Here is a 17,579-nt window from a genome sequence, read left to right as displayed (position 1 = left end):
ACCCAGCCGCGCACCGGCGCCATCAGCCCCGTCTCGCAGAGCAGGTTCAGGGCGACCCGAGCCGCCGCCCATGCGGCGTCCTCGTCGTTGCCGGCCGCCGCGTGGAGGGCACAGAGCCGCTCCCACGAGGAGACCGCACACTCGAACTCCCCGGCGCCGTACGCCGCGGCGGCGCGGACCTCGAGCAGGTCGGCCGACTCCTCGAGCCCCGCCAGCCGGTCGAGGGCGCCCCGGTAGTCACCACCGTCCAGAGCTGCGCGAGCGGCCGCCAGGGTCGTCACTGTCGCATTGTGACACCGGTTGTCACGCCTTCCGGGCACAACCTCTCTCACCGGAAAGGGTCCGACCATGCACATCAACAAGCACGACCTCCCGATCAAGCTCAACGCCCTCGGTGCGACTGCCCGGCATCAGGGTGAGTTCGGCACCGCGTTCGGCACGCTCGCCGCCGAGCACCTCTGCCTGGCCTCCGGTGTCGACATCGCGCCTCTCCTGAAGGGACTCGACGACGGCATGTGCTTCTGCCCCCACTGGGGCTACCTGCTGCACGGCCGCGTCGTGGTGACCTACGACGACACAGCGGAGGTGTGCGCGGCCGGACAGATGTTCCACTGGCCCGCGGGGCACACCGTCCGGGTGGAGGAGGACGCCGAGATCGTGATGTTCAGCCCTGCGGCGGAACACCTCGCCGTCATGAACCACATGCTCGAGACGCTCGCCACCATCCCGGCCTGAGGAACTGCAGACGCCGCGGTCCCCAACGGCTTACCGTGAGCCCCATGGTGGGCCTCGAGGACCCCGCGGTGGCGCAGGAGCTGCGCTTCTGCCGTACGTCGGACGGCGTGCGGATCGCCTGGGCGCGTCACGGGTCCGGTCCCCCGCTCGTCATCGTGTCCTGCTGGCTCAGCCACCTGCAGCACGACTGGCAGAGCCCCGTGTGGCGGCACACCCTGGAGGACCTCGGCGGGTTCGCCACCGTCTACCGGTACGACGAGCGCGGCTTCGGGCTGTCCGACTGGGACGTGGAGGACTTCTCGTTCGAGCGCCGGCTCGCGGACCTCGAGACGCTGGTCGAGACGACCGCCCTGGAGAGGTTCGCCCTGCTCGGCATGTCGGCGGGCGCCCCGACCGCCATCGCGTACGCCGCCCGCCACCCGGAGAAGGTCACCAGGATCTCGATCCTCGGCGGCCTCGCAGCCCGGCCGGGTCCGCCGGCGGACCCGGAGGAGGCGGCCGCCCTGGCGGCCGAGGAGGCGGCGTTCGTCGCCATGATCAAGGCGGGCTGGGCGCGCAGGGAGAGCCCGTTCCGCCGGGTGTTCACCACCCGGTTCATCCCCGACGCGACGGCCGAGCAGATGGAGTGGGTCGACGACCTTCAGCGGACCTCGACCAGCACAGCCACCATGCTGGCGGCGCGGGAGGCCCGCAAGCACGACGACGTGCGTGACCTGTTGCCGACGATCACCCACCCGACGTTGGTGCTGCACGCCCGCGGCGACCAGACGGTGCCGTTCGCCCTCGGGCTCGAGATCGCGGCTGCGGTCCCGGACGCCCGCATGGTGACGCTCGAGTCGCGTGACCACATGCTTCTCCCCCACGAGCCGGCGACCAAGGTCTTCCGGGAGGAGATGGCCGCGTTCCTCAGCTCCGACCAGCTTGTCGTCCCGCACGCGCCGACAGACGATCTCTCCGGACGGGAACGGGAGATCCTGCTCCTGGCCGCCGAGGGCCTCGACAACGCCGAGATCGCGACGCGGCTCACCCTCAGCGTCCGCACCGTCGAGCGGCATCTGCAGAACATCTACCAGAAGCTCGGCCTGTCCGGCCGCTCGGCGCGCACGGCCGCTGTCGCGCGGGTCCTCTCCTGACGTCGGCTACGCGCGAGCCGCCACGCCGGCACCGATCGGCGCCGTACCTGCGCGCCAGCGCGGACGCGGACAGCCCGCGACCCGACCTAGCGTGCGGGCATGACCACCATCCAGGAGACTCGCAGCAAGTTCACCGACGACCCGGCCGCCGCGAAGACGGCGCCGAAGGTCACCGCCACCCTGAACAACGGGTTCGCCCGGCTCTCGGCCGGGCCCTTCAACTGGGACAGCGACCTGCCTGCGCCGCTCGGCGGGGGCAACACCGCGCCCAGCCCGACCGCGTACCTGCTCGGCGCGCTCGCGGGCTGTGCGGTCGCGTTCGTCAACGACGTGCTCGCGCCTGAGTTCGACGTCGAGATCGACGACGTGACGGCGACCGCCGGATGCTCCGCGGACCTCGCCGGCCTGGTCGGTGTGCCGGGGACCGACCCGCGCCTGCAAGCCATGACGCTGGAGGTCCAGATCAGCTCGGGGAGCCCTGCGGAGAACATCGCCTCGCTGGAGCAGGCCTGGCGGGAGCGGTGCCCGGTGCTGCTCGCCCTCACCGACGCCGTGCCGGTCGACGTGCGCTTCACCTGACCCGAGCTCCCCGGACAGCGGCCGGGCCGCGCCACCTGCCGCACCCGAATGTGGGGAAAGCCCCGATGCGCGAGAGCCGACCACGATGCCACCATCGACCATCGGCTCTCGGGCACCAGGAAGGACACAGACGATGCGGATCCCCACGTCGCGGCTCACTCTGGCCGGGCTCGCCCTCCTGGCACCCGCACTCGCCGGCTGCGGCGACGAGGACGGCGGCGGGACCGACGAGGACGAGCCGGCGCCGCTCGGCACCGCGGTCGAGATCGAGTTCTACGGCACCGACGGAAGCGACCAGGCCCAGGGCTCGGGCACGGTCGCGATCACGGCCGTGCGGCAGGGCGCGATCACCGACCTGACCGGCGCCGGGTACACCCTCGACCCCGAGGAGGAGGCGACCACGCCCTACTACGTGGACATCGCGTTCCAGAACAACGGGGACACCCCGGTGGACCTGCGCTCGCCCTCCGGGGAGGACCAGGACGGCAACCTGATCCACTCCCTGACCCTGATCAACCTGGGCGACGGGCCGGACTTCGAGCCCTGCCCCGACGTCCCGGACACCCTGGCCGCGGGTCAGGCCGGCAAGGGCTGCGCGATCATCCTGGTGCCGGACGGGCGGGAGCTCGAGCAGATCAGCTACCTACCGGGCGGCACCGCGGGCTTCATCTACTGGGACTCCGGCCTCTGACCGCCGGGCGCGCCGGCGAGCTCAGCCGGAGAGCCGGGCGACGGCCGCGTCGACCCGCTCGTCGGTGGCAGTGAACGCGACCCGCACGTGGTGCGAGCCGGCCGCGCCGTAGAAGGCGCCCGGCGCGACCAGGATCCCGTGGCCGGCGAGCTCGTCGAGCATCTGCCACGAGTCCGGTCCATCGGGGCCCTTGGTCGTCCAGAGGTAGAGGGACGCCTCGGAGTGCTCGATCGTGTAGCCCGCGGCCTCCAGGGCGGTGCGCAGCTTCTGGCGGCGCACGCGGTAGCGCGCGTGCTGCTCGGCGACGTGCGCCGCGTCGTCCAGCACCGCCGCCATGGCCCGCTGCTGCGGGCCGGGCATCATCAGCCCCAAGTTCTTGCGGACCGAGAGCAGCTCGGCGATGACGGCCCGGTCACCCGCGACGAAGCCGCACCGGTAGCCGGCGAGGTTCGACCTCTTCGACAGCGAGTGCACGACCAGGATGCCGTCGGCCGATCCACCACACACGTCCGGATGGAGGACCGAGTACGCCTCGCCCTCCCACACGCAGTCGACGTAGCACTCGTCGGAGACGAGGAGCACCCCCCGCTCCCGGCACCACTCGACCACCTTCCGCAGGTGCTCCTTGGGCAGCACCCGCCCGGTCGGGTTCGACGGCGAGTTGAGCCAGAGCAGCTTCGGCGTCTCCGGTCCGAACGCGGTCAGCGAGTCGGTCGCCACGGCCCGGGCCCCGGCGAGCGCGGCGCCGACCTCGTACGTCGGGTAGGCCAGCGCCGGATAGCCGATGACGTCGCCCGGCCCGATCCCCAGGTGCACGGCGAGCGAGGCGATGAACTCCTTGGAGCCGACCAGCGGCAGGACCTGGTCCAGTCCCAGACCGATGACGCCGTGCGTGTTGGCGAGCCAGTCGACGACCGCCTGCCGCAGCTCCGGCACGCCGATGGTCATCGGGTAGCCCGGCGCGTCAGCGGCAGCGCACAGCGCCTCGATCGCGACGCGCGGGGTCGGGTCGACCGGTGTGCCGATCGACAGGTCGACGATCCCGTCAGCGTGTGCGCGCGCCTTCTCGGCGTACTGCGTGAGCCTGTCCCACGGGAAGTCCGGCAGGCGCCCGGAGACCGCGCCGCCGGTCACGGGCGTGCTCAGTGGTCCTGGTTCTGCGGCGGGAGGGCGGCGACGAAGTCCGCGTCCTTGTCGATCTCCCCCATCTTGGCGGCGCCGCCCGGCGAGCCGAGGTCGTCGAAGAACTTGACGTTGGCGTCGTAGTAGTCCTTCCACTCCTCCGGCACGTCGTCCTCGTAGAAGATCGCCTCCACGGGGCAGACCGGCTCACAGGCTCCACAGTCGACGCACTCGTCCGGGTGGATGTAGAGCATCCGCTTGCCTTCGTAGATGCAGTCCACAGGACACTCGTCGACGCACGCACGGTCCTTGAGGTCGACGCACGGCTGCGAGATGACGTAGGTCATCGGGTTCCTCCTGGAACGGGGCAAGACTGCGAACGAGTTGGTGCCACGAAAGTGTTTCGTGTTGGGTCCAGCCTAGTATCCCCGGCGTGCCCGACGAGAGCAGACCCCCCGATCTGGGACAACACCGACTCGGTCCCCACGTGGTGGGCCGCCGGGTGGTCGTCCGACGGCTGCTGAGAGGCGAGGTCGGCCCGAGCGGCGGCCCGGCGATGACCGACCTGCTGGGCGTCTGCGTGGCCTGGGGCGAGGGCCGGTGCGTCGTGCAGCCGGAGTCCGGGGAGGCGGTCACGATCCCGCTCGCGGACATCGTCTCGGGCAAGCCGGTGCCGCCGCGACCCTCCGTGCGGCAGCGGGTCTCCGCGCGCGACGCCGAGCTGCACACCGCGGCGCTGTGGGCTTCGGTGGAGACGGCACCGCTCGGCGAGTGGGTGCTGCGCACCGACTCCGCCCCGGTCGGCCGCCTCCGACGCCGGGCGAACTCCTGCCTGGCGATGGGCGATCCGGAGGCCCCGGTGGCGGAGGCGCTCGCCACGGTGCAGGACTTCTACGCGGCGCGCGACCGACCGGTCCTGGTCCAGGTCGAGGCCGGGGCTGAGGTCGAGGACGCGGTGCGCGAAGCGGGCTGGGTCGAGGCGGATCCCTCGGGCGAGGCCGAGCTCCGGCTCGCGGCGCTCTCCGGAGTACGACGGGCGCTGGGCCGGGTCGCCGAGCCGGACGACCTGCTGGTGCACGAGAGCGGTCCGCGCGTCCTGGTCACGGTCGGCGACGTCGCCCAGGGCCAGGCCGCGCTCGACGGAGACTGGCTGGGGCTGCACGGCCTGCAGGTCGCCGAGTCGCACCGGCGCCGGGGTCTGGCGCGCGCCGTGACAGCCGTACTCCTGGAGTGGGGTGCGGAGCGCGGCGCGTTGACCGCCTGGCTGCACGTCGAGACCGACAACCCCGCCGGCCAGGCGTTCTGGGACGGGCTCGGCTTCGCGTGGCACCACACCTGCCGCTACTACGGGCCTCCGAGCGCCTCGAGGTCCGCGCCGGCCAGCCGGTAGGTCGACCACTCCTTCATGGGCCGGGCGCCGAGTGCCTCGTAGAAGGCGATCGACGGCTCGTTCCAGTCGAGGACCGCCCACTCCAGGCGTGCGTAGCCCCGGCTCACCGCGATCCGCGCGAGGCCCGCCAACAGCGCCTTGCCGAGCCCGCTGCCGCGGTGCTCCGGCTCCACGAACAGGTCCTCGAGGTGGATGCCGGGCACGCCGGTCCACGTGGAGTAGGTCCGGAACCACAGCGCGATGCCGACGGCTCGGCCTCCGAGCTCGGCGACCAGCACGGAGGCGACCGCGTCCGGGCCGAACAGCCAGGTCTGCAGTTCGTCCTCCGTGGTCGCGACCGCGTCCGGCTCGCGCTCGTAGATCGCCAGCTCGCGAATCAGCCTCAGGATGTCGGGGACGTCCTCGGGCGTCGCGGCCCGGACCCCCTCGGGAAGCTCCATCGTCCCTCTCAGCCGCGGGCGAGGAAGGTCAGCAGGTCGTGCCGGGTCAGCACGCCGACCGGCATGCCGTCCTCGTGGACGAGAACCGCGTCGGCCGACTCCAGCAGCGGCACCGCCGCCGTCGCGTCCTCGGTCGAGCCGATCGTCGGCAGCGGGTCGGACATGTGCTGCTCGACAGAGTCGGTGAGCCGCGCCGCGCCGGTGAACAGGGCGTCGAGCAGGACCCGCTCGGAGACCGCTCCGGCGACCTCCGCCGCCACGATCGGCGGTTCGGCACGGACCACGGGCATCTGCGACACGCCGTACTCCTGGAGGATGGCGATCGCCTCGGCGATCGTCTCGTTGGGGTGCGTGTGCACCAGCGCCGGCAGGCCGTGGGACTTGGTGTGCAGCACCTCGCCGACCGTCTGTGCCGGCCGCGGCTGCCCGGTGCTGAAGCCGTACTGCGCCAGCCAGTCGTCGTTGAAGACCTTGCTGAGGTAGCCACGGCCGCCGTCGGGCAGCAGCACCACGACCACCGCGTCGGTGCGGCCCTCCGCGGCGAGCTCGGACGCGAGCTGGCGCGCCGCGAACGCGGCCATGCCGGACGAGCCGCCCACGAGCATCGCCTCCTCGCGGGCGAGCCGGCGGGTGAAGGCGAAGGAGTCGGCGTCGGAGACCTCGATGATCCGATCGGCGATCTCGCGGTCGTAGGTCTCGGGCCAGAAGTCCTCGCCCACGCCCTCGACGAGGTAGGGCCGACCGGTGCCGCCGGAGTAGACCGAACCGGCGGGATCGGCACCGACCACCTGGATGTCGGGGTTCTGCTCCTTGAGGTAGCGGCCCACCCCCGTGATGGTGCCGCCGGTGCCGACGCCCGCGACGAAGTGGGTGATCCGGCCATCGGTCTGCTTCCACAGCTCCGGACCGGTCTCCTCGTAGTGGGAGCGCGGGTTGTTCGGGTTCGAGTACTGGTCGGGCTTCCAGGCGCCCGGCTGTGCGGCGAGGCGGTCGCTGACGTTGTAGTAGGAGTCGGGGTGCTCCGGCGCCACGGCCGTCGGGCAGACGACCACGTCGGCGCCGTACGCCTTGAGCACGTTGCGCTTGTCCTCGCTCACCTTGTCGGGGCAGACGAAGATGCACTTGTAGCCCTTCTGCTGGGCCACCATCGCCAGCCCGACGCCGGTGTTGCCGGAGGTCGGCTCGACGATGGTGCCGCCGGGCTCGAGGGCACCGGACTGCTCGGCGGCCTCGATCATGCGGGTGGCGATCCGGTCCTTCACCGAGCCGCCGGGATTCAGGTACTCCACCTTCGCCAGCACCAGCGGCCCGTCCTCCGACTGGTCGAGGGACCGCTTGAGTCGCACGAGTGGGGTGTTGCCGATGAGGTCCAGCAGTGAGTCGACGTACTCCATGCGCCCACCGTAGTCCCCGCGTGGCGCCCGCCACACCGGGGCGATCCGTACAGTTGGGCCGTGACCAAAGCCGCCGCCGCCCGCAAGCTGGCCGCTGCCGCCCTCTACGGCGGTGGCGGGCTGTCGGCGCTGGGCGCGGGTCTGTACGGCGTCCTCACGGCCGAGGCCAAGCTGGCCCGCAGGACGATCGGCCCGGTCCGCGAGGAGCCGCCGCCGGACGCGACCGGGTGGTACGGCCGCGGGCGGCCGGGTCCGGCCATCAAGGTCGCGCTGCTGGGCGACTCGAGCGCTGCCGGGTACGGCGTGGAGCGGGTCGAGGAGACGCCCGGTGCGCTCGTCGCCAGCGCGATCGCGGAGCATGCCGACCGTCGGGTCTACCTGCGCGAGTACTGCGTGGTCGGCGCGAAGTCCTCCGATCTCGCGGCCCAGGTCGACCGGGCGCTCGGGATCGAGCCGGACGCCGCGATCATCCTGATCGGCGCCAACGACGTGACGCACACGGTGCGTCCCTCCCAGTCCGTGCGCTTCCTGTCCGAAGGCGTGCGACGCCTGATCGGAGCCGGCACGGAGGTGGTCGTCGGGACCTGCCCCGACCTCGGCACCGTTCAGCCCATCGCTCCCCCGCTGCGGCAGGTCGCCCGCGCGTGGTCTCGCCGCCTCGCGGCGGCGCAGACGATCGCGGTGATCGAGGAGGGCGGCCGGACCGTGTCGCTGGGCGACGTGCTGGGCCCCGAGTTCGCGGCCGCGCCGGCTCTGCTCTTCGGGCCGGACCAGTTCCATCCCTCGGCCGAGGGCTACAACGCGCTGGCCAACGTCCTGGTCCCGTCGGTCCTCGCCGCGCTCGAGCAGATCCCCGAGGACGAGGTCGTGCTGGAGGCGTTCCGCGGAGAGGGCGTCCTGCCCGTCACCCGCGCGGCGATCCAGGCCGTCAACCAGCCCGGCACCGAGCTGGACGGCACCGAGATCGCCGGCCGGCGCGCCGGTGTCCGTGGCCTGTGGGTCGAGCTGCGGCACCGCCGCCGTCGCCAGCAGGTCCCCGGGGAGGCGCCCGACGAGCACGAGGCGGGCGAGAGCCACAGCCCCGGCGACGAGCCGGAGCCGGTCCCGCAGGGCTGAGCCTCGAAAACCCGAAGGCCGCTCGGTGCGGTTGCACCGAGCGGCCCTTCACCGGAGCGCGTCGAGACGCGCGAGCCCATCAGTCCTGCTGGAGGATCGCGAGGATCCGGAGCAGGTTGGTGTAGATCCAGACCAGGCTGACGAGCAGCCCGAAGGACGCCCGCCACGACTCCCGCTCCGGGAGGCCGTTGCGGATGCCCTGCTCGACGAAGTCGAAGTCCAGGATCAGCATGAACACACCGAGCACCAGGCCGACCACGGAGAAGATCAGACCCATCGGGCCGAAGCCGAACAGGCCCAGCTGGCTGCTGAACATGCTGAGCACCAGCTCCATGAGCCCGAGCGCCACCATGCCGAACATCGCCGCGATGACGAAGGTCCGGAACTTGTTGCCGACCTTGATGTCGAAGAACTTGTAGGCGGCCAGGGTGCCCGCGAATGCGGCGAACGTGCCGACGACCGCCTGCACGACGATGCCACCGAAGGCGGAGTCGGGCGTGGTGAACAGCGCGTCGTAGAGCTTGCTCAGCGCACCGAGCGCGACGCCCTCGGCGACCGCGAACGCGATCACCAGGCCGGGGCTGATGACCCGCTTGAACGAGTTGACCAGCGACAGGATGAAGGCCACGCCGGCGCCGAGCATGACGGCCAGGCCGAGGGTGCCGAGCGCCGCCTGGTCCTCGACCGCAGGGGTGAGGAACCAGGTCGCGGCCGCGACGAGGAGTACCACGCCGAGGGTGATCGCGGTGGTCTGCACGACCGAGTCGATCGTCATCCGGCGAGCGGGCGCCTGGGTGGGCGGCAGCATCCGGCCCTGCTCGTCGTACCCCTGCTGTGGCGGGGCGTAGCCCTGGAACTGGGTCTGCGGCGCGCCGTAACCCTGGTAGGGGGCGCCGTTGCCCTGGGCAGTCGGGTTGCCGTAAGGGTTCCGGTTGAACTCCTCCGACCGCCGGAACACCGGGTTGTTGCTCTGCATGGTCTTCCTCCGCAGGCTTCCGAGTAAAGGGGCGCTGCCACGGTGGCAGCTCCGCCGCCTACAGTCTAGGCGGCTCGGTGCCAATGCAACGTCTATCGGGTCCCGAACGTTCCCGAGCGGTCGCCTGGCCCCCCGTCAGGCGACCTTGCGGCGCAGCCGGACGACGGTGTCCCGCACCTGGAGCGGACCGTCCGGTGTGTCCTGCACCCGGCTCGGCGTGTCGACGACCTCCGGGGCCCAGGGCGAGTCCTCCTCGCCGACCCCGAGCGCGTCCAGCACGCGGTCCGGGCCGAAGAGCAGCCCCGGTCCGTGGCTGGATCGCGCCCCGGTCTCGACGTCGTCGGGGTGGTGCCCGGTCACGAGCAGCCGGCCGCCGGCGGCGACCGCCTTCGCGATCCCCCGGTAGATGTCGGCGAAGTCGGGCTCCGGCACGTGCAGGAAGCTCACGGTGACCAGGTCGAAGGTGTGCCGCCCGACCGGCCGGGGGTCGTCGAGGGCGTCGTACAGGCCGATCCGCATCCGGTCGTCGACGCCGGCCTCCTCGGCGTGGGTCGCCACCTTCTCCAGGGCCACCTCGGACACGTCGACCGCCGTCACCCGCCAGCCCTGTTGGGCCAGCCAGATCGCGTCCCCGCCCTCACCGCAGGCCACGTCGAGGGCGGTGCCGGGCGTGAGGTCGGCGGTCTGCTCGACCAGTCGAGCGTTCGGCTTGCCGCTCCACACCCGCTGGCTGGTCCGGTACCTCTCGTCCCACGCCTCGGCACTGAGCGCCTTGCGGAGATCGTCGAGTGACAGGTCGTGCAGGTGGTCGTCGTGAGGCATGGCCTCACTGTGCCGGTTCAGGGCGACCTGAAGTCAAGCGCTGGTCAGGTGCCCAGCACGCGGGACATGAGCACCTGCCGCGACGGCGACCCGGTCTTCGCCAGCAGCGCGCGGAGATGGTCCTCGGCGGTCGTGGGTGCGATGACCAGCCGGCTGGCGATCGCTCGGGAGTCCAGGCCGTGCACCGCGAGGCCGAGCACCTCGGTCTCCCGCGGCGACAGGGCATGGACCCGAGCGAGCAGGTCGGTGCGCTCCGCGGCCGTCGCCGGCCCGATGGAGACCGCGACGTCAGAGCCGAGCGGCGCCGCCCGCACACTCACCCATCGGTTGCCTCCGAGGTGCACGCGGGTCGACGGCTCCCACGGCTGCGCGTCGTCGTCGCGCGCCAGGAGGGCGGCACCGACGTTGTATGCCGCGGCGGGGACCGGCGGCACCGGCTCGTCCGGCGGCAGCAGCCGGAGCAGTGCCGCTCCCGCGGCGTCGGTCAGCGACTGCACCCGAAGCTCCCGGTCGAGCACCAGGACGCCCGGCTCGATCTGCGGCAGGTCCGCGGCGGGGTCGACGAACGTGCGCGCGGCCGCCAGCCGCAGTCCGCGAGTGACGGCCGGACGCAGCGCGGCGAGCACCGCCCGGTCGTCCTGGGAGTACGGCGCGCCGCCGGTGCGCCAGAGCTCGAGCCAACCCCACGCGCCGTACCTGTCCTCGAAGGGGACGCGGACCAGGTCGGTCACGCCGAACCGCCCGAGCCAACGCAGCCAGTCGACGGCGTCCGCACTGGCGTACCGCTGGCGGATCAGGGTCGGGAGCTGCTCCATCGCGGCGGTCGGCACCGTCGCGTGGGGAGAGCTCGCCACGCGGGTGACCGGATCGGTGAGGGTGAAGACGTGCGCGTCGAACGGCACTGCCGCAGCGACCGCCGCCAGCAGGCGCTCGCGGAGGACCCGGTCGGGGAGACCGGCCCCGCAGAGCCGCTCGGCACGGCCGATCAGGTCCATCCACGCAGCGTAGGACCCGTCGCGACGGACGAAGATCCCCGAGCTCGGGGATATGCCGGGACCTCGGGTGCGACAACGCTGGCGGCATGACCACCACCACACTCCACATCGAGAACACCGTCCACGACTTCGACAGCTGGAAGCAGGTCTTCGACAGGTTCGACCGCTTCCGCGCCGAGCGGGGCGTCCGCTCCTATCGGCTCGCTCGACGCACCGACGACAGTCACCAGATCGTCATCGACCTCGACTTCGACTCACCCGACGAGGCGACCGCCTTCGGCGCCGCCCTGGAGAAGGTCTGGCAGAGCCCGCAGTCGCAGCAGCAGCTGGTGCGCCACGAGCCGCCGACGACCTTCGAGGTGGTGGAGGACCGGACACTCTGACCCGTTCGGGTCAGAGTGGTGACCCCGCTGGGAGTCGAACCCGGACGTAGATCGCAGTTCAGCACCGGCGATCGACTTCGAGCGGCCAACGCCGCGGCCGAGCGCACTCTCATGCCGTCTGTTCCTTGGCCGCAGAATGGTCGTGGTCCCCGCGCAGGTGCTGCCGTCGGCGGCCTGAAGTGCGTACGACCGCTTGCAGGTTCATGCGTGGCGCTGGCGGTGCTGGTCGCCGAGCGACACACTGGAGGGGCCCGAGTCCAGGAGGCGATCGTCATGAACAACCTGAAGCGATTCACAGCCTGCAAGTTGGCGGGCCACGATTGGGCCAAGGTCGCCTATCCCCCAACTGCCGACGGGGAGGCCACAGGGTTCTTCCTGCGCTGTAAGCGATGCGGCAAGGAGGATCACAACGCGGGAACGCATGCCCGCGGCGGGGGCGGCGCCTTCTAGATGCAGGCTTTGCCGCACGCCAAGGCCGCACGGCGTGCGCGGGCGATTGCGGTTTGAGCCGCGGCGTCTCAGCCGAGGAGCTCCGTTCGATTCCACGACCACCGCAAGGCGCAGTTAGAGCGGGCCGAACGCACTTTCATGCCGAGTAGCGGGCAGTCGCACTTCTCTACGATGCGGGCATGGGAGTCCTCTTCGACTACTTCGCTGCACCAGATGACGCCGATGCTGCGGCCACCATCGACCGCATTGGTGGACCCGCAAAGCCGGGCACCGCAGCACCTTTGCCGGCCCGCCGCGGGCTGTTCCGTCGCAGCCCCAAGGAGGTCGAGACGGTACGTGAGGGAGCCGATTACGCCACTGTGGCTGATACGGGCATCGATCCGGTCGTTCAGGGCGGAACGCTGGAGGAACTCCTGACAGGTCGTCCCTACGAAGAGATTGAGCAGGACCCGCGCTGGGGCCACTCATTGGCGACCCGGGACGGTGGTGAGCGACAAGTGCTGACTCTCACCGACGGTCTTGTGGACGCGCTTGCCCAGGCAGACGCCGACCGCCTCGCTGCGGTGGCGGTTCCCTGGTCGCAGACTGAGGAGTTTTGGGGCGTTGGGGATCCCGAAGAGTTGACGAGCGTGCTCCGGGCCCTGTCACGACTAGCCCGGGAAGCCCGCTCGCGGAACGAAACCGTCTACTGCTGGGTCTGCGTCTGATCAGCCCGCAATCGCCGCGATCCGTTGTGGTCATGCATCGTCAGGTCGACGTGAGGTGTCGGTGCCCCCGCTGGGAGTCGAACCCAGACTTGGATCGCTTTTAAGGCGACTTCCTCTGCCGGTTGGGATACGGGGGCGTGCCTGCGCGGGGGGTCGGCACGTGCTGCCTAGCCGGCACCGATGACGCGCGCGCCCATCATCCCAGGCTGGTCGGGCGGATGCCCCGGCTCCCTCACGCGGACGGGGCGATTCCCTCCGAGCGGGCGATCTCGACCGCCCGGCCGAGCACGGCATCGGTCATCGGCTCGGTCAACCGGCCCGTGAAGGTGTTCTGCTGACTGGGATGGAAGCAGCCGAGGAGTACGACGCCCACCGCCGGCCCGGCGCCGGCCGAGTCGACCGGGCGCTCGAGCACGACCTCGGCCGCGTGGCCGAAGCGCGGGCGTGGTCGCGGCACCGCCCAGCCGGCGTCGCTGGTGGCGCGCAGCGCGGCGTCCCAGCCGAACGAGCCGAGCGCCAGGATCACCCGGACCGAGGGACCCAGGATCGCCAGCTCCCTGTCGAGCCATGGCGCGCAGTTGTCCCGCTCCTGCGGGGTGGGCCGGTTGGCCGGCGGGGCACACCGCACGGCCGAGAGCACCCTGGTATCGAACAGGGTGAGGCCGTCGTCGGCAAGGGTGCTCGTCGGCTGGTTGGCCAGGCCGACCCGGTGCATCGCGGCGAACAGCCAGTCGCCGGACCGGTCACCGGTGAAGATCCGCCCGGTGCGGTTCGCTCCGTGCGCGGCCGGGGCGAGGCCGACGACGAGGATCCGCGCATCCGCCGGCCCGAACCCGGGAACCGGCCTGCCCCAGTACTCCTCCTCCGCGAAGGCCGCACGCTTCTCCCGCGCCACCTGCTCCCGCCACCGGACCAGTCGCGGGCAGCGGCGGCAGCGGGTGATCCGGTCGTCGAGCCGCGCGAGCTCGGCCTCCGCGTCCCTCATACGGCGATCGTTCCCGAAGCGGGTTCACTCCACCAGCGACCAGGCGATCCCGTCGAGGATGTCGGTCTCGGCGACCCACATCAGCGCACTGCCGCCGGGGACGCTCCGGCGCTCGAAGATCCGGGCCAGGATCAGCGCACCTGCGTCGATGACGTCGGCGCGGCCGGGATGCATGTACGGCAGCGCGCGCCGCTCGTCCACGGTCATCGCGACGAGGTTGTCGACGTAGGCGAGGAGCTTCTGCTGCTCGATCACCTCGCCGTGGATCCGCTCGCGGTCGTAGCGGTCGTGTGCGTTGACGCCGGCCGCGATGGTGGTGATGGTGCCGGCCACGCCGAGGAAGTCCGCCGGGCCGGCCAGGTCGATCGGACAGGCGTCCAGCGCGGCGTCGATGTCAGTGACGATCGCTGCGACCTCCGTCGGCGAGGGCGGGTCGTCGTGCACGTGCCGCTCGTGGAGCCGCACCGAGCCGATGTCCATCGAGTGGGCCGCGGTCGGCCCGGTGGCCGGGTCCCCCACGATCAGCTCGGTCGATCCCCCGCCGATGTCGACGACCAGCGCCGGTGCCTGCACCTCGACCACCTGCGCGAGGCCACGCACCGCGCCCGCGAACGCGAGTCGTGCCTCCTCGTCACCCGACAGCACCTCGGGCTCGACGCCCAGCCGCTCCTTGACCCCCACGGTGAACTCCGCGGAGTTCTCGGCGTCCCGGGTCGCGGAGGTCGCGCAGAAGCGGATCCGCTCGACACCGGCGTCGCGGATGATCCCGGCGTACTCGTCGATCGCCGCGAAGGCCCGCTCCAGCGCCTCCGGCGCGAGCCGGCCGGTCGCGTCCACGCCCTGGCCGAGCCGCACCATCTGGCTCTGGCGCACCACCCCGCCCGGCTCGCGGGCTGGGTCACCGACCAGCAGCTTGATGGTGTTGGTGCCGCAGTCGATGGCCGCGACCGTGGTCATGGCTGCGCCACGTCCACGCAGGGACCCGGTGCCCAGTACTCACCCAGGATCTCGAGCACCTCGTCGCCGAGCGGATTCACGCCCGGCCCCGCGGCCAGCGCGTGGCCGGCCAGCACGTGCAGGCACTTCACCCGGTCGGGCATGCCGCCGGCCGAGATGCCCTCGATCTCCGGCACGTCGAGCTTGCAGGCCTCCCCCACCGCGGCCCGATCGGCCAGGTAGGACTCGTGCGCGGCCCGGTAGGCCGCGGCGAGCTCCGGATCGGTGGAGAGCCGGTCCTGCATCTCCCGCATCAGGCCGGACGCCTCGAGCGTCCCGATCCGGGAGTTCACCCGCGGGCAGGTCAGGTAGTACGTCGTGGGGAACGGCGTGCCGTTGGGCAGCCGCGGCTCGGTCGTGACCACGTCGGGGTTCCCGCACGGGCATCGGTGTCCGATCGCGTGGACGCCACGGGGCGGCCGGCCGAGCTGGGCGGCGATCACCGCCTCGTCCGTGGGCAGTGCGTCAGCAGGCACTAGTCGGAGTCCTCCGGACCGAGGTCGCCCTTGGGCGCCTCGATCTGGTCGCGCGGGTCGGGCACCCTCCTCGGCGGGTCGCCGGCGACCTTCATCGAGTCCCAGGCGTCCTGGTACCAGACCCGGTCGTCAGGGTCGTCGACCGTCGCCGGGTCGCCGAGCTCGGCGGAGGCGTCGAGCGGCTCGCCGTTCTCGTCCACGACGACGTACGGCGTCTCGCCCGCTGCGACGTACCCGAAGCGGGCCCGGGCCTGCTGAGCGACGTACGAGGGGTCCTGCCAGCGTTCCTTCTCGCTCTTGAGGCCGTCGATGTTGTGCTCGCGATCGGCGATCTGTCCCTCGAGCTGCTCGATGTGGCTGCGCTGCTGCAGGTAGGCCCGCAGCGAGGAGGCGTAGGAGACGGCGAGCACGGCGAGCACCAGCACCAGGATCGCGGCCCGGCCGGTCAGGCGGGACCTCTGCCTCTGCTCGACCCGCGCGCGGCTCAGCGCGGCGGCCCGCTCCCGGGCGGCCTTCTTGCGCTCGGCCTTGAGGCGTTCGGCGTACCGCGGCCCGGACCGCCCCGATGCGGGGCGGCCCGGCTTGCGGGACGGTCGGCGTTCGCCCGGTGTCGCGGCCATGGGGTCCTTGGCGTCCTACACCTGGAAGCGCGGGAAGGCGCCGGCGCCGGCGTAGCGCGCGGCGTCTCCCAGCTCGTCCTCGATGCGCAGCAGCTGGTTGTACTTGGCCACCCGCTCGGACCGCGCCGGGGCGCCGGTCTTGATCTGGCCGCAGTTCGTCGCCACCGCGAGGTCGGCGATCGTGGTGTCCTCGGTCTCCCCCGAGCGGTGGCTCATCATGCAGCGGAAGCCGTTGCGGTGGGCGAGGTCGACGGAGTCGAGGGTCTCGGTCAGCGACCCGATCTGGTTGACCTTCACCAGCAGCGCGTTGGCCTGGCCGCCCGTGATGCCCCGCTGGAGCCGCTCGACGTTGGTGACGAACAGGTCGTCGCCCACGAGCTGGGTCTTGGCGCCGAGCGCGTCGGTGATGGCCTTCCAGCCGTCCCAGTCGTCCTCGTCGAGCGGGTCCTCGATCGAGACGATCGGGTACGACGCCACGAGCTCGCTGTAGTAGGCGATCATCTCGTCCGCCGACTTCTTGGCACCCTCGAACGTGTAGGCGCCGTCGTCGTGGAACTCCGAGGCCGCGACGTCGAGCGCGAGGACGATGTCCTTGCCGAGCTCGTAGCCGGCCTTGTCGACCGCCTCGGCGATCAGGTCCAGCGCAGCCCGGTTGGACTCGAGATCGGGAGCGAAGCCGCCCTCGTCACCGACGCCCGTCGCGAGACCGCGGCTCTTCAGCACCGACTTCAGCGCGTGGTAGACCTCGGCTCCCATCCGCACGGCGTCGCGGAAGGTCGGGGCGCCGATCGGGGCGATCATGAACTCCTGGATGTCCACGTTGGTGTCCGCGTGCGCACCGCCGTTGAGGATGTTCATCATCGGGACGGGAAGCAGGTAGGCGTTCGGGCCGCCCACGTAGCGGTAGAGCGGCAGCTCGGCGGAGTCGGCCGCGGCCCGGGCGACCGCCAGGGACACGCCGAGGATCGCGTTGGCGCCGACCTTGGCCTTGTTGGGGGTGCCGTCGACCTCGAGCATGGTCTGGTCGATCAGCCGCTGGTCCGCGGCGTCCAGGCCCTCGATGGCCGGGCCGAGCGTCTGGATCACCGCCTCGACCGCCTTCTGCACACCCTTGCCGGCGTAGCGGTCACCGCCGTCGCGCAGCTCGACCGCCTCGAACGCGCCGGTGGACGCGCCGCTGGGGACCGCCGCACGGGCGAAGGACCCGTCGTCGAGGAGCACCTCGACCTCGACAGTGGGGTTGCCGCGCGAGTCGAGGATCTCGCGGGCTCCGACGGCTTCGATCGCTGCCACGTGGGTTGCTCCTGGATGCTGGGAAGGACGGCTGTCGTCCGGTCAGCCTAGACGCCTCGGAGGCCGACGCCCGGCAGCACCCACGGGGTGGCGCTGAGGTTGGTCCGCCTACGGCGTGTGCGCTTCCTGGACCCGGTCGGTCACGGATCCAGCCCGAGCTCGCCCATGCGCACGGTGTGCCGCTCGGTCAGGCGGGTGAACATCCGCCCGAGCGCGGCGAGGTCGAGGCCGGGCCGGTCGACGCCGCCGGCGAGGAGGGCGCTGAGGGCGTCGCGG

Annotated in this window: 21 protein-coding genes and 1 tRNA gene; 8 read left to right on the top strand and 14 right to left on the bottom strand. The window is 71.7% G+C overall.

What is annotated here, in order from left to right:
• Positions 1-281 (bottom strand): hypothetical protein (locus E7Z54_RS21010; protein WP_206056441.1); only part of this gene is annotated, 281 nt, incomplete at its 3' end.
• A 67-nt stretch (positions 282-348) separates the two neighbouring features.
• On the opposite strand from E7Z54_RS21010, the gene E7Z54_RS21005 reads away from it, so the two are divergent.
• The 4 genes from E7Z54_RS21005 (at position 349) to E7Z54_RS20990 (ending at position 3,138) form a co-directional block, all read left to right on the top strand.
• Positions 349-735: a cupin domain-containing protein gene (locus E7Z54_RS21005; RefSeq protein WP_136436687.1), complete on the top strand. Its 387-nt coding sequence runs from the start codon at positions 349-351 to the stop codon at positions 733-735.
• 44 nt (positions 736-779) lie between these two features.
• A complete protein-coding gene (locus E7Z54_RS21000; protein ID WP_136436686.1) occupies positions 780-1,868 on the top strand; it encodes an alpha/beta fold hydrolase in 1,089 nt (362 codons plus the stop codon).
• Between the two features lie 99 nt (positions 1,869-1,967).
• Entirely contained in the window at positions 1,968-2,447 is a 480-nt protein-coding gene (locus tag E7Z54_RS20995) for an OsmC family protein (RefSeq protein ID WP_136436685.1), read from the top strand.
• A gap of 133 nt (positions 2,448-2,580) precedes the next feature.
• A complete protein-coding gene (locus tag E7Z54_RS20990; protein WP_136436684.1) occupies positions 2,581-3,138 on the top strand; it encodes a hypothetical protein in 558 nt (185 codons plus the stop codon).
• A gap of 21 nt (positions 3,139-3,159) precedes the next feature.
• Here the strand turns inward: E7Z54_RS20990 and dapC are convergent, their stop codons facing one another.
• Together dapC and fdxA are read right to left on the bottom strand one after the other, a co-directional pair.
• Positions 3,160-4,272: a succinyldiaminopimelate transaminase gene (dapC, locus tag E7Z54_RS20985; RefSeq protein WP_240769819.1), complete on the bottom strand. Its 1,113-nt coding sequence runs from the start codon at positions 4,270-4,272 to the stop codon at positions 3,160-3,162.
• An 8-nt stretch (positions 4,273-4,280) separates the two neighbouring features.
• Entirely contained in the window at positions 4,281-4,607 is a 327-nt protein-coding gene (gene fdxA / locus E7Z54_RS23840) for a ferredoxin (RefSeq protein WP_136436682.1), read from the bottom strand.
• An 86-nt stretch (positions 4,608-4,693) separates the two neighbouring features.
• On the opposite strand from fdxA, the gene E7Z54_RS20975 reads away from it, so the two are divergent.
• Positions 4,694-5,650 (top strand): GNAT family N-acetyltransferase, encoded by a 957-nt coding sequence (locus tag E7Z54_RS20975; RefSeq protein WP_136436681.1) that lies wholly within the window; start codon positions 4,694-4,696, stop codon positions 5,648-5,650.
• Here the strand turns inward: E7Z54_RS20975 and E7Z54_RS20970 are convergent.
• Positions 5,605-6,090 (bottom strand): GNAT family N-acetyltransferase, encoded by a 486-nt coding sequence (locus tag E7Z54_RS20970; protein ID WP_136436680.1) that lies wholly within the window; start codon positions 6,088-6,090, stop codon positions 5,605-5,607. The two genes, E7Z54_RS20975 and E7Z54_RS20970, sit on opposite strands and share 46 nt — an antisense overlap.
• Positions 6,091-6,098: 8 nt before the next feature.
• On the bottom strand, positions 6,099-7,484 hold the full coding sequence (locus E7Z54_RS20965) for a cystathionine beta-synthase (protein ID WP_136436679.1): 1,386 nt from the start codon (positions 7,482-7,484) through the stop codon (positions 6,099-6,101).
• 60 nt (positions 7,485-7,544) lie between these two features.
• On the opposite strand from E7Z54_RS20965, the gene E7Z54_RS20960 reads away from it, so the two are divergent.
• A complete protein-coding gene (locus E7Z54_RS20960) occupies positions 7,545-8,600 on the top strand; it encodes an SGNH/GDSL hydrolase family protein (RefSeq protein WP_136436678.1) in 1,056 nt (351 codons plus the stop codon).
• Between the two features lie 79 nt (positions 8,601-8,679).
• Here the strand turns inward: E7Z54_RS20960 and E7Z54_RS20955 are convergent, their stop codons facing one another.
• From E7Z54_RS20955 to E7Z54_RS20945, 3 genes are all read right to left on the bottom strand, one after another.
• Positions 8,680-9,576, bottom strand: a complete 897-nt coding sequence (locus tag E7Z54_RS20955; RefSeq protein WP_136436677.1) for a Bax inhibitor-1/YccA family protein — start codon at positions 9,574-9,576, stop codon at positions 8,680-8,682.
• A 135-nt stretch (positions 9,577-9,711) separates the two neighbouring features.
• Positions 9,712-10,398 (bottom strand): SAM-dependent methyltransferase, encoded by a 687-nt coding sequence (locus tag E7Z54_RS20950; RefSeq protein WP_136436676.1) that lies wholly within the window; start codon positions 10,396-10,398, stop codon positions 9,712-9,714.
• A gap of 44 nt (positions 10,399-10,442) precedes the next feature.
• Positions 10,443-11,393: a helix-turn-helix transcriptional regulator gene (locus E7Z54_RS20945; RefSeq protein ID WP_136436675.1), complete on the bottom strand. Its 951-nt coding sequence runs from the start codon at positions 11,391-11,393 to the stop codon at positions 10,443-10,445.
• A gap of 86 nt (positions 11,394-11,479) precedes the next feature.
• Here E7Z54_RS20945 and E7Z54_RS20940 point away from each other — a divergent pair, with 86 nt between their 5' ends.
• Both E7Z54_RS20940 and E7Z54_RS20935 read left to right on the top strand, forming a co-directional pair.
• Entirely contained in the window at positions 11,480-11,776 is a 297-nt protein-coding gene (locus tag E7Z54_RS20940) for a hypothetical protein (RefSeq protein ID WP_206056440.1), read from the top strand.
• A 629-nt stretch (positions 11,777-12,405) separates the two neighbouring features.
• Complete coding sequence (locus E7Z54_RS20935; RefSeq protein WP_136436674.1) at positions 12,406-12,933, top strand: hypothetical protein; 528 nt, start codon at positions 12,406-12,408, stop codon at positions 12,931-12,933.
• 62 nt (positions 12,934-12,995) lie between these two features.
• Here E7Z54_RS20935 and E7Z54_RS20930 read toward each other — a convergent pair.
• From E7Z54_RS20930 to eno, 6 genes are all read right to left on the bottom strand, one after another.
• Positions 12,996-13,070, bottom strand: a tRNA-Leu gene (locus E7Z54_RS20930).
• 95 nt (positions 13,071-13,165) lie between these two features.
• Complete coding sequence (locus tag E7Z54_RS20925; protein ID WP_136436673.1) at positions 13,166-13,918, bottom strand: uracil-DNA glycosylase; 753 nt, start codon at positions 13,916-13,918, stop codon at positions 13,166-13,168.
• Between the two features lie 24 nt (positions 13,919-13,942).
• Positions 13,943-14,875, bottom strand: a complete 933-nt coding sequence (locus E7Z54_RS20920) for a Ppx/GppA phosphatase family protein (RefSeq protein WP_136436672.1) — start codon at positions 14,873-14,875, stop codon at positions 13,943-13,945.
• On the bottom strand, positions 14,872-15,390 hold the full coding sequence (locus E7Z54_RS20915) for a DUF501 domain-containing protein (protein ID WP_136436671.1): 519 nt from the start codon (positions 15,388-15,390) through the stop codon (positions 14,872-14,874). The genes E7Z54_RS20920 and E7Z54_RS20915 overlap by 4 nt, the downstream gene beginning before the upstream one ends.
• Positions 15,390-16,010 (bottom strand): FtsB family cell division protein, encoded by a 621-nt coding sequence (locus E7Z54_RS20910; protein WP_136436670.1) that lies wholly within the window; start codon positions 16,008-16,010, stop codon positions 15,390-15,392. Before E7Z54_RS20910 ends, E7Z54_RS20915 begins: the two co-directional genes overlap by 1 nt.
• A gap of 15 nt (positions 16,011-16,025) precedes the next feature.
• A complete protein-coding gene (eno, locus tag E7Z54_RS20905; protein ID WP_136436669.1) occupies positions 16,026-17,303 on the bottom strand; it encodes a phosphopyruvate hydratase in 1,278 nt (425 codons plus the stop codon).
• Between the last annotated feature and the right edge of the window lie 276 nt (positions 17,304-17,579).

The organism is Nocardioides sp. (assembly GCF_004803405.1).
GTDB lineage: Bacteria > Actinomycetota > Actinomycetes > Propionibacteriales > Nocardioidaceae > Nocardioides > Nocardioides vastitatis.
Note: the sequence above shows the minus strand (reverse complement) of the source record. Positions and strands in the feature narration are given on the sequence as shown.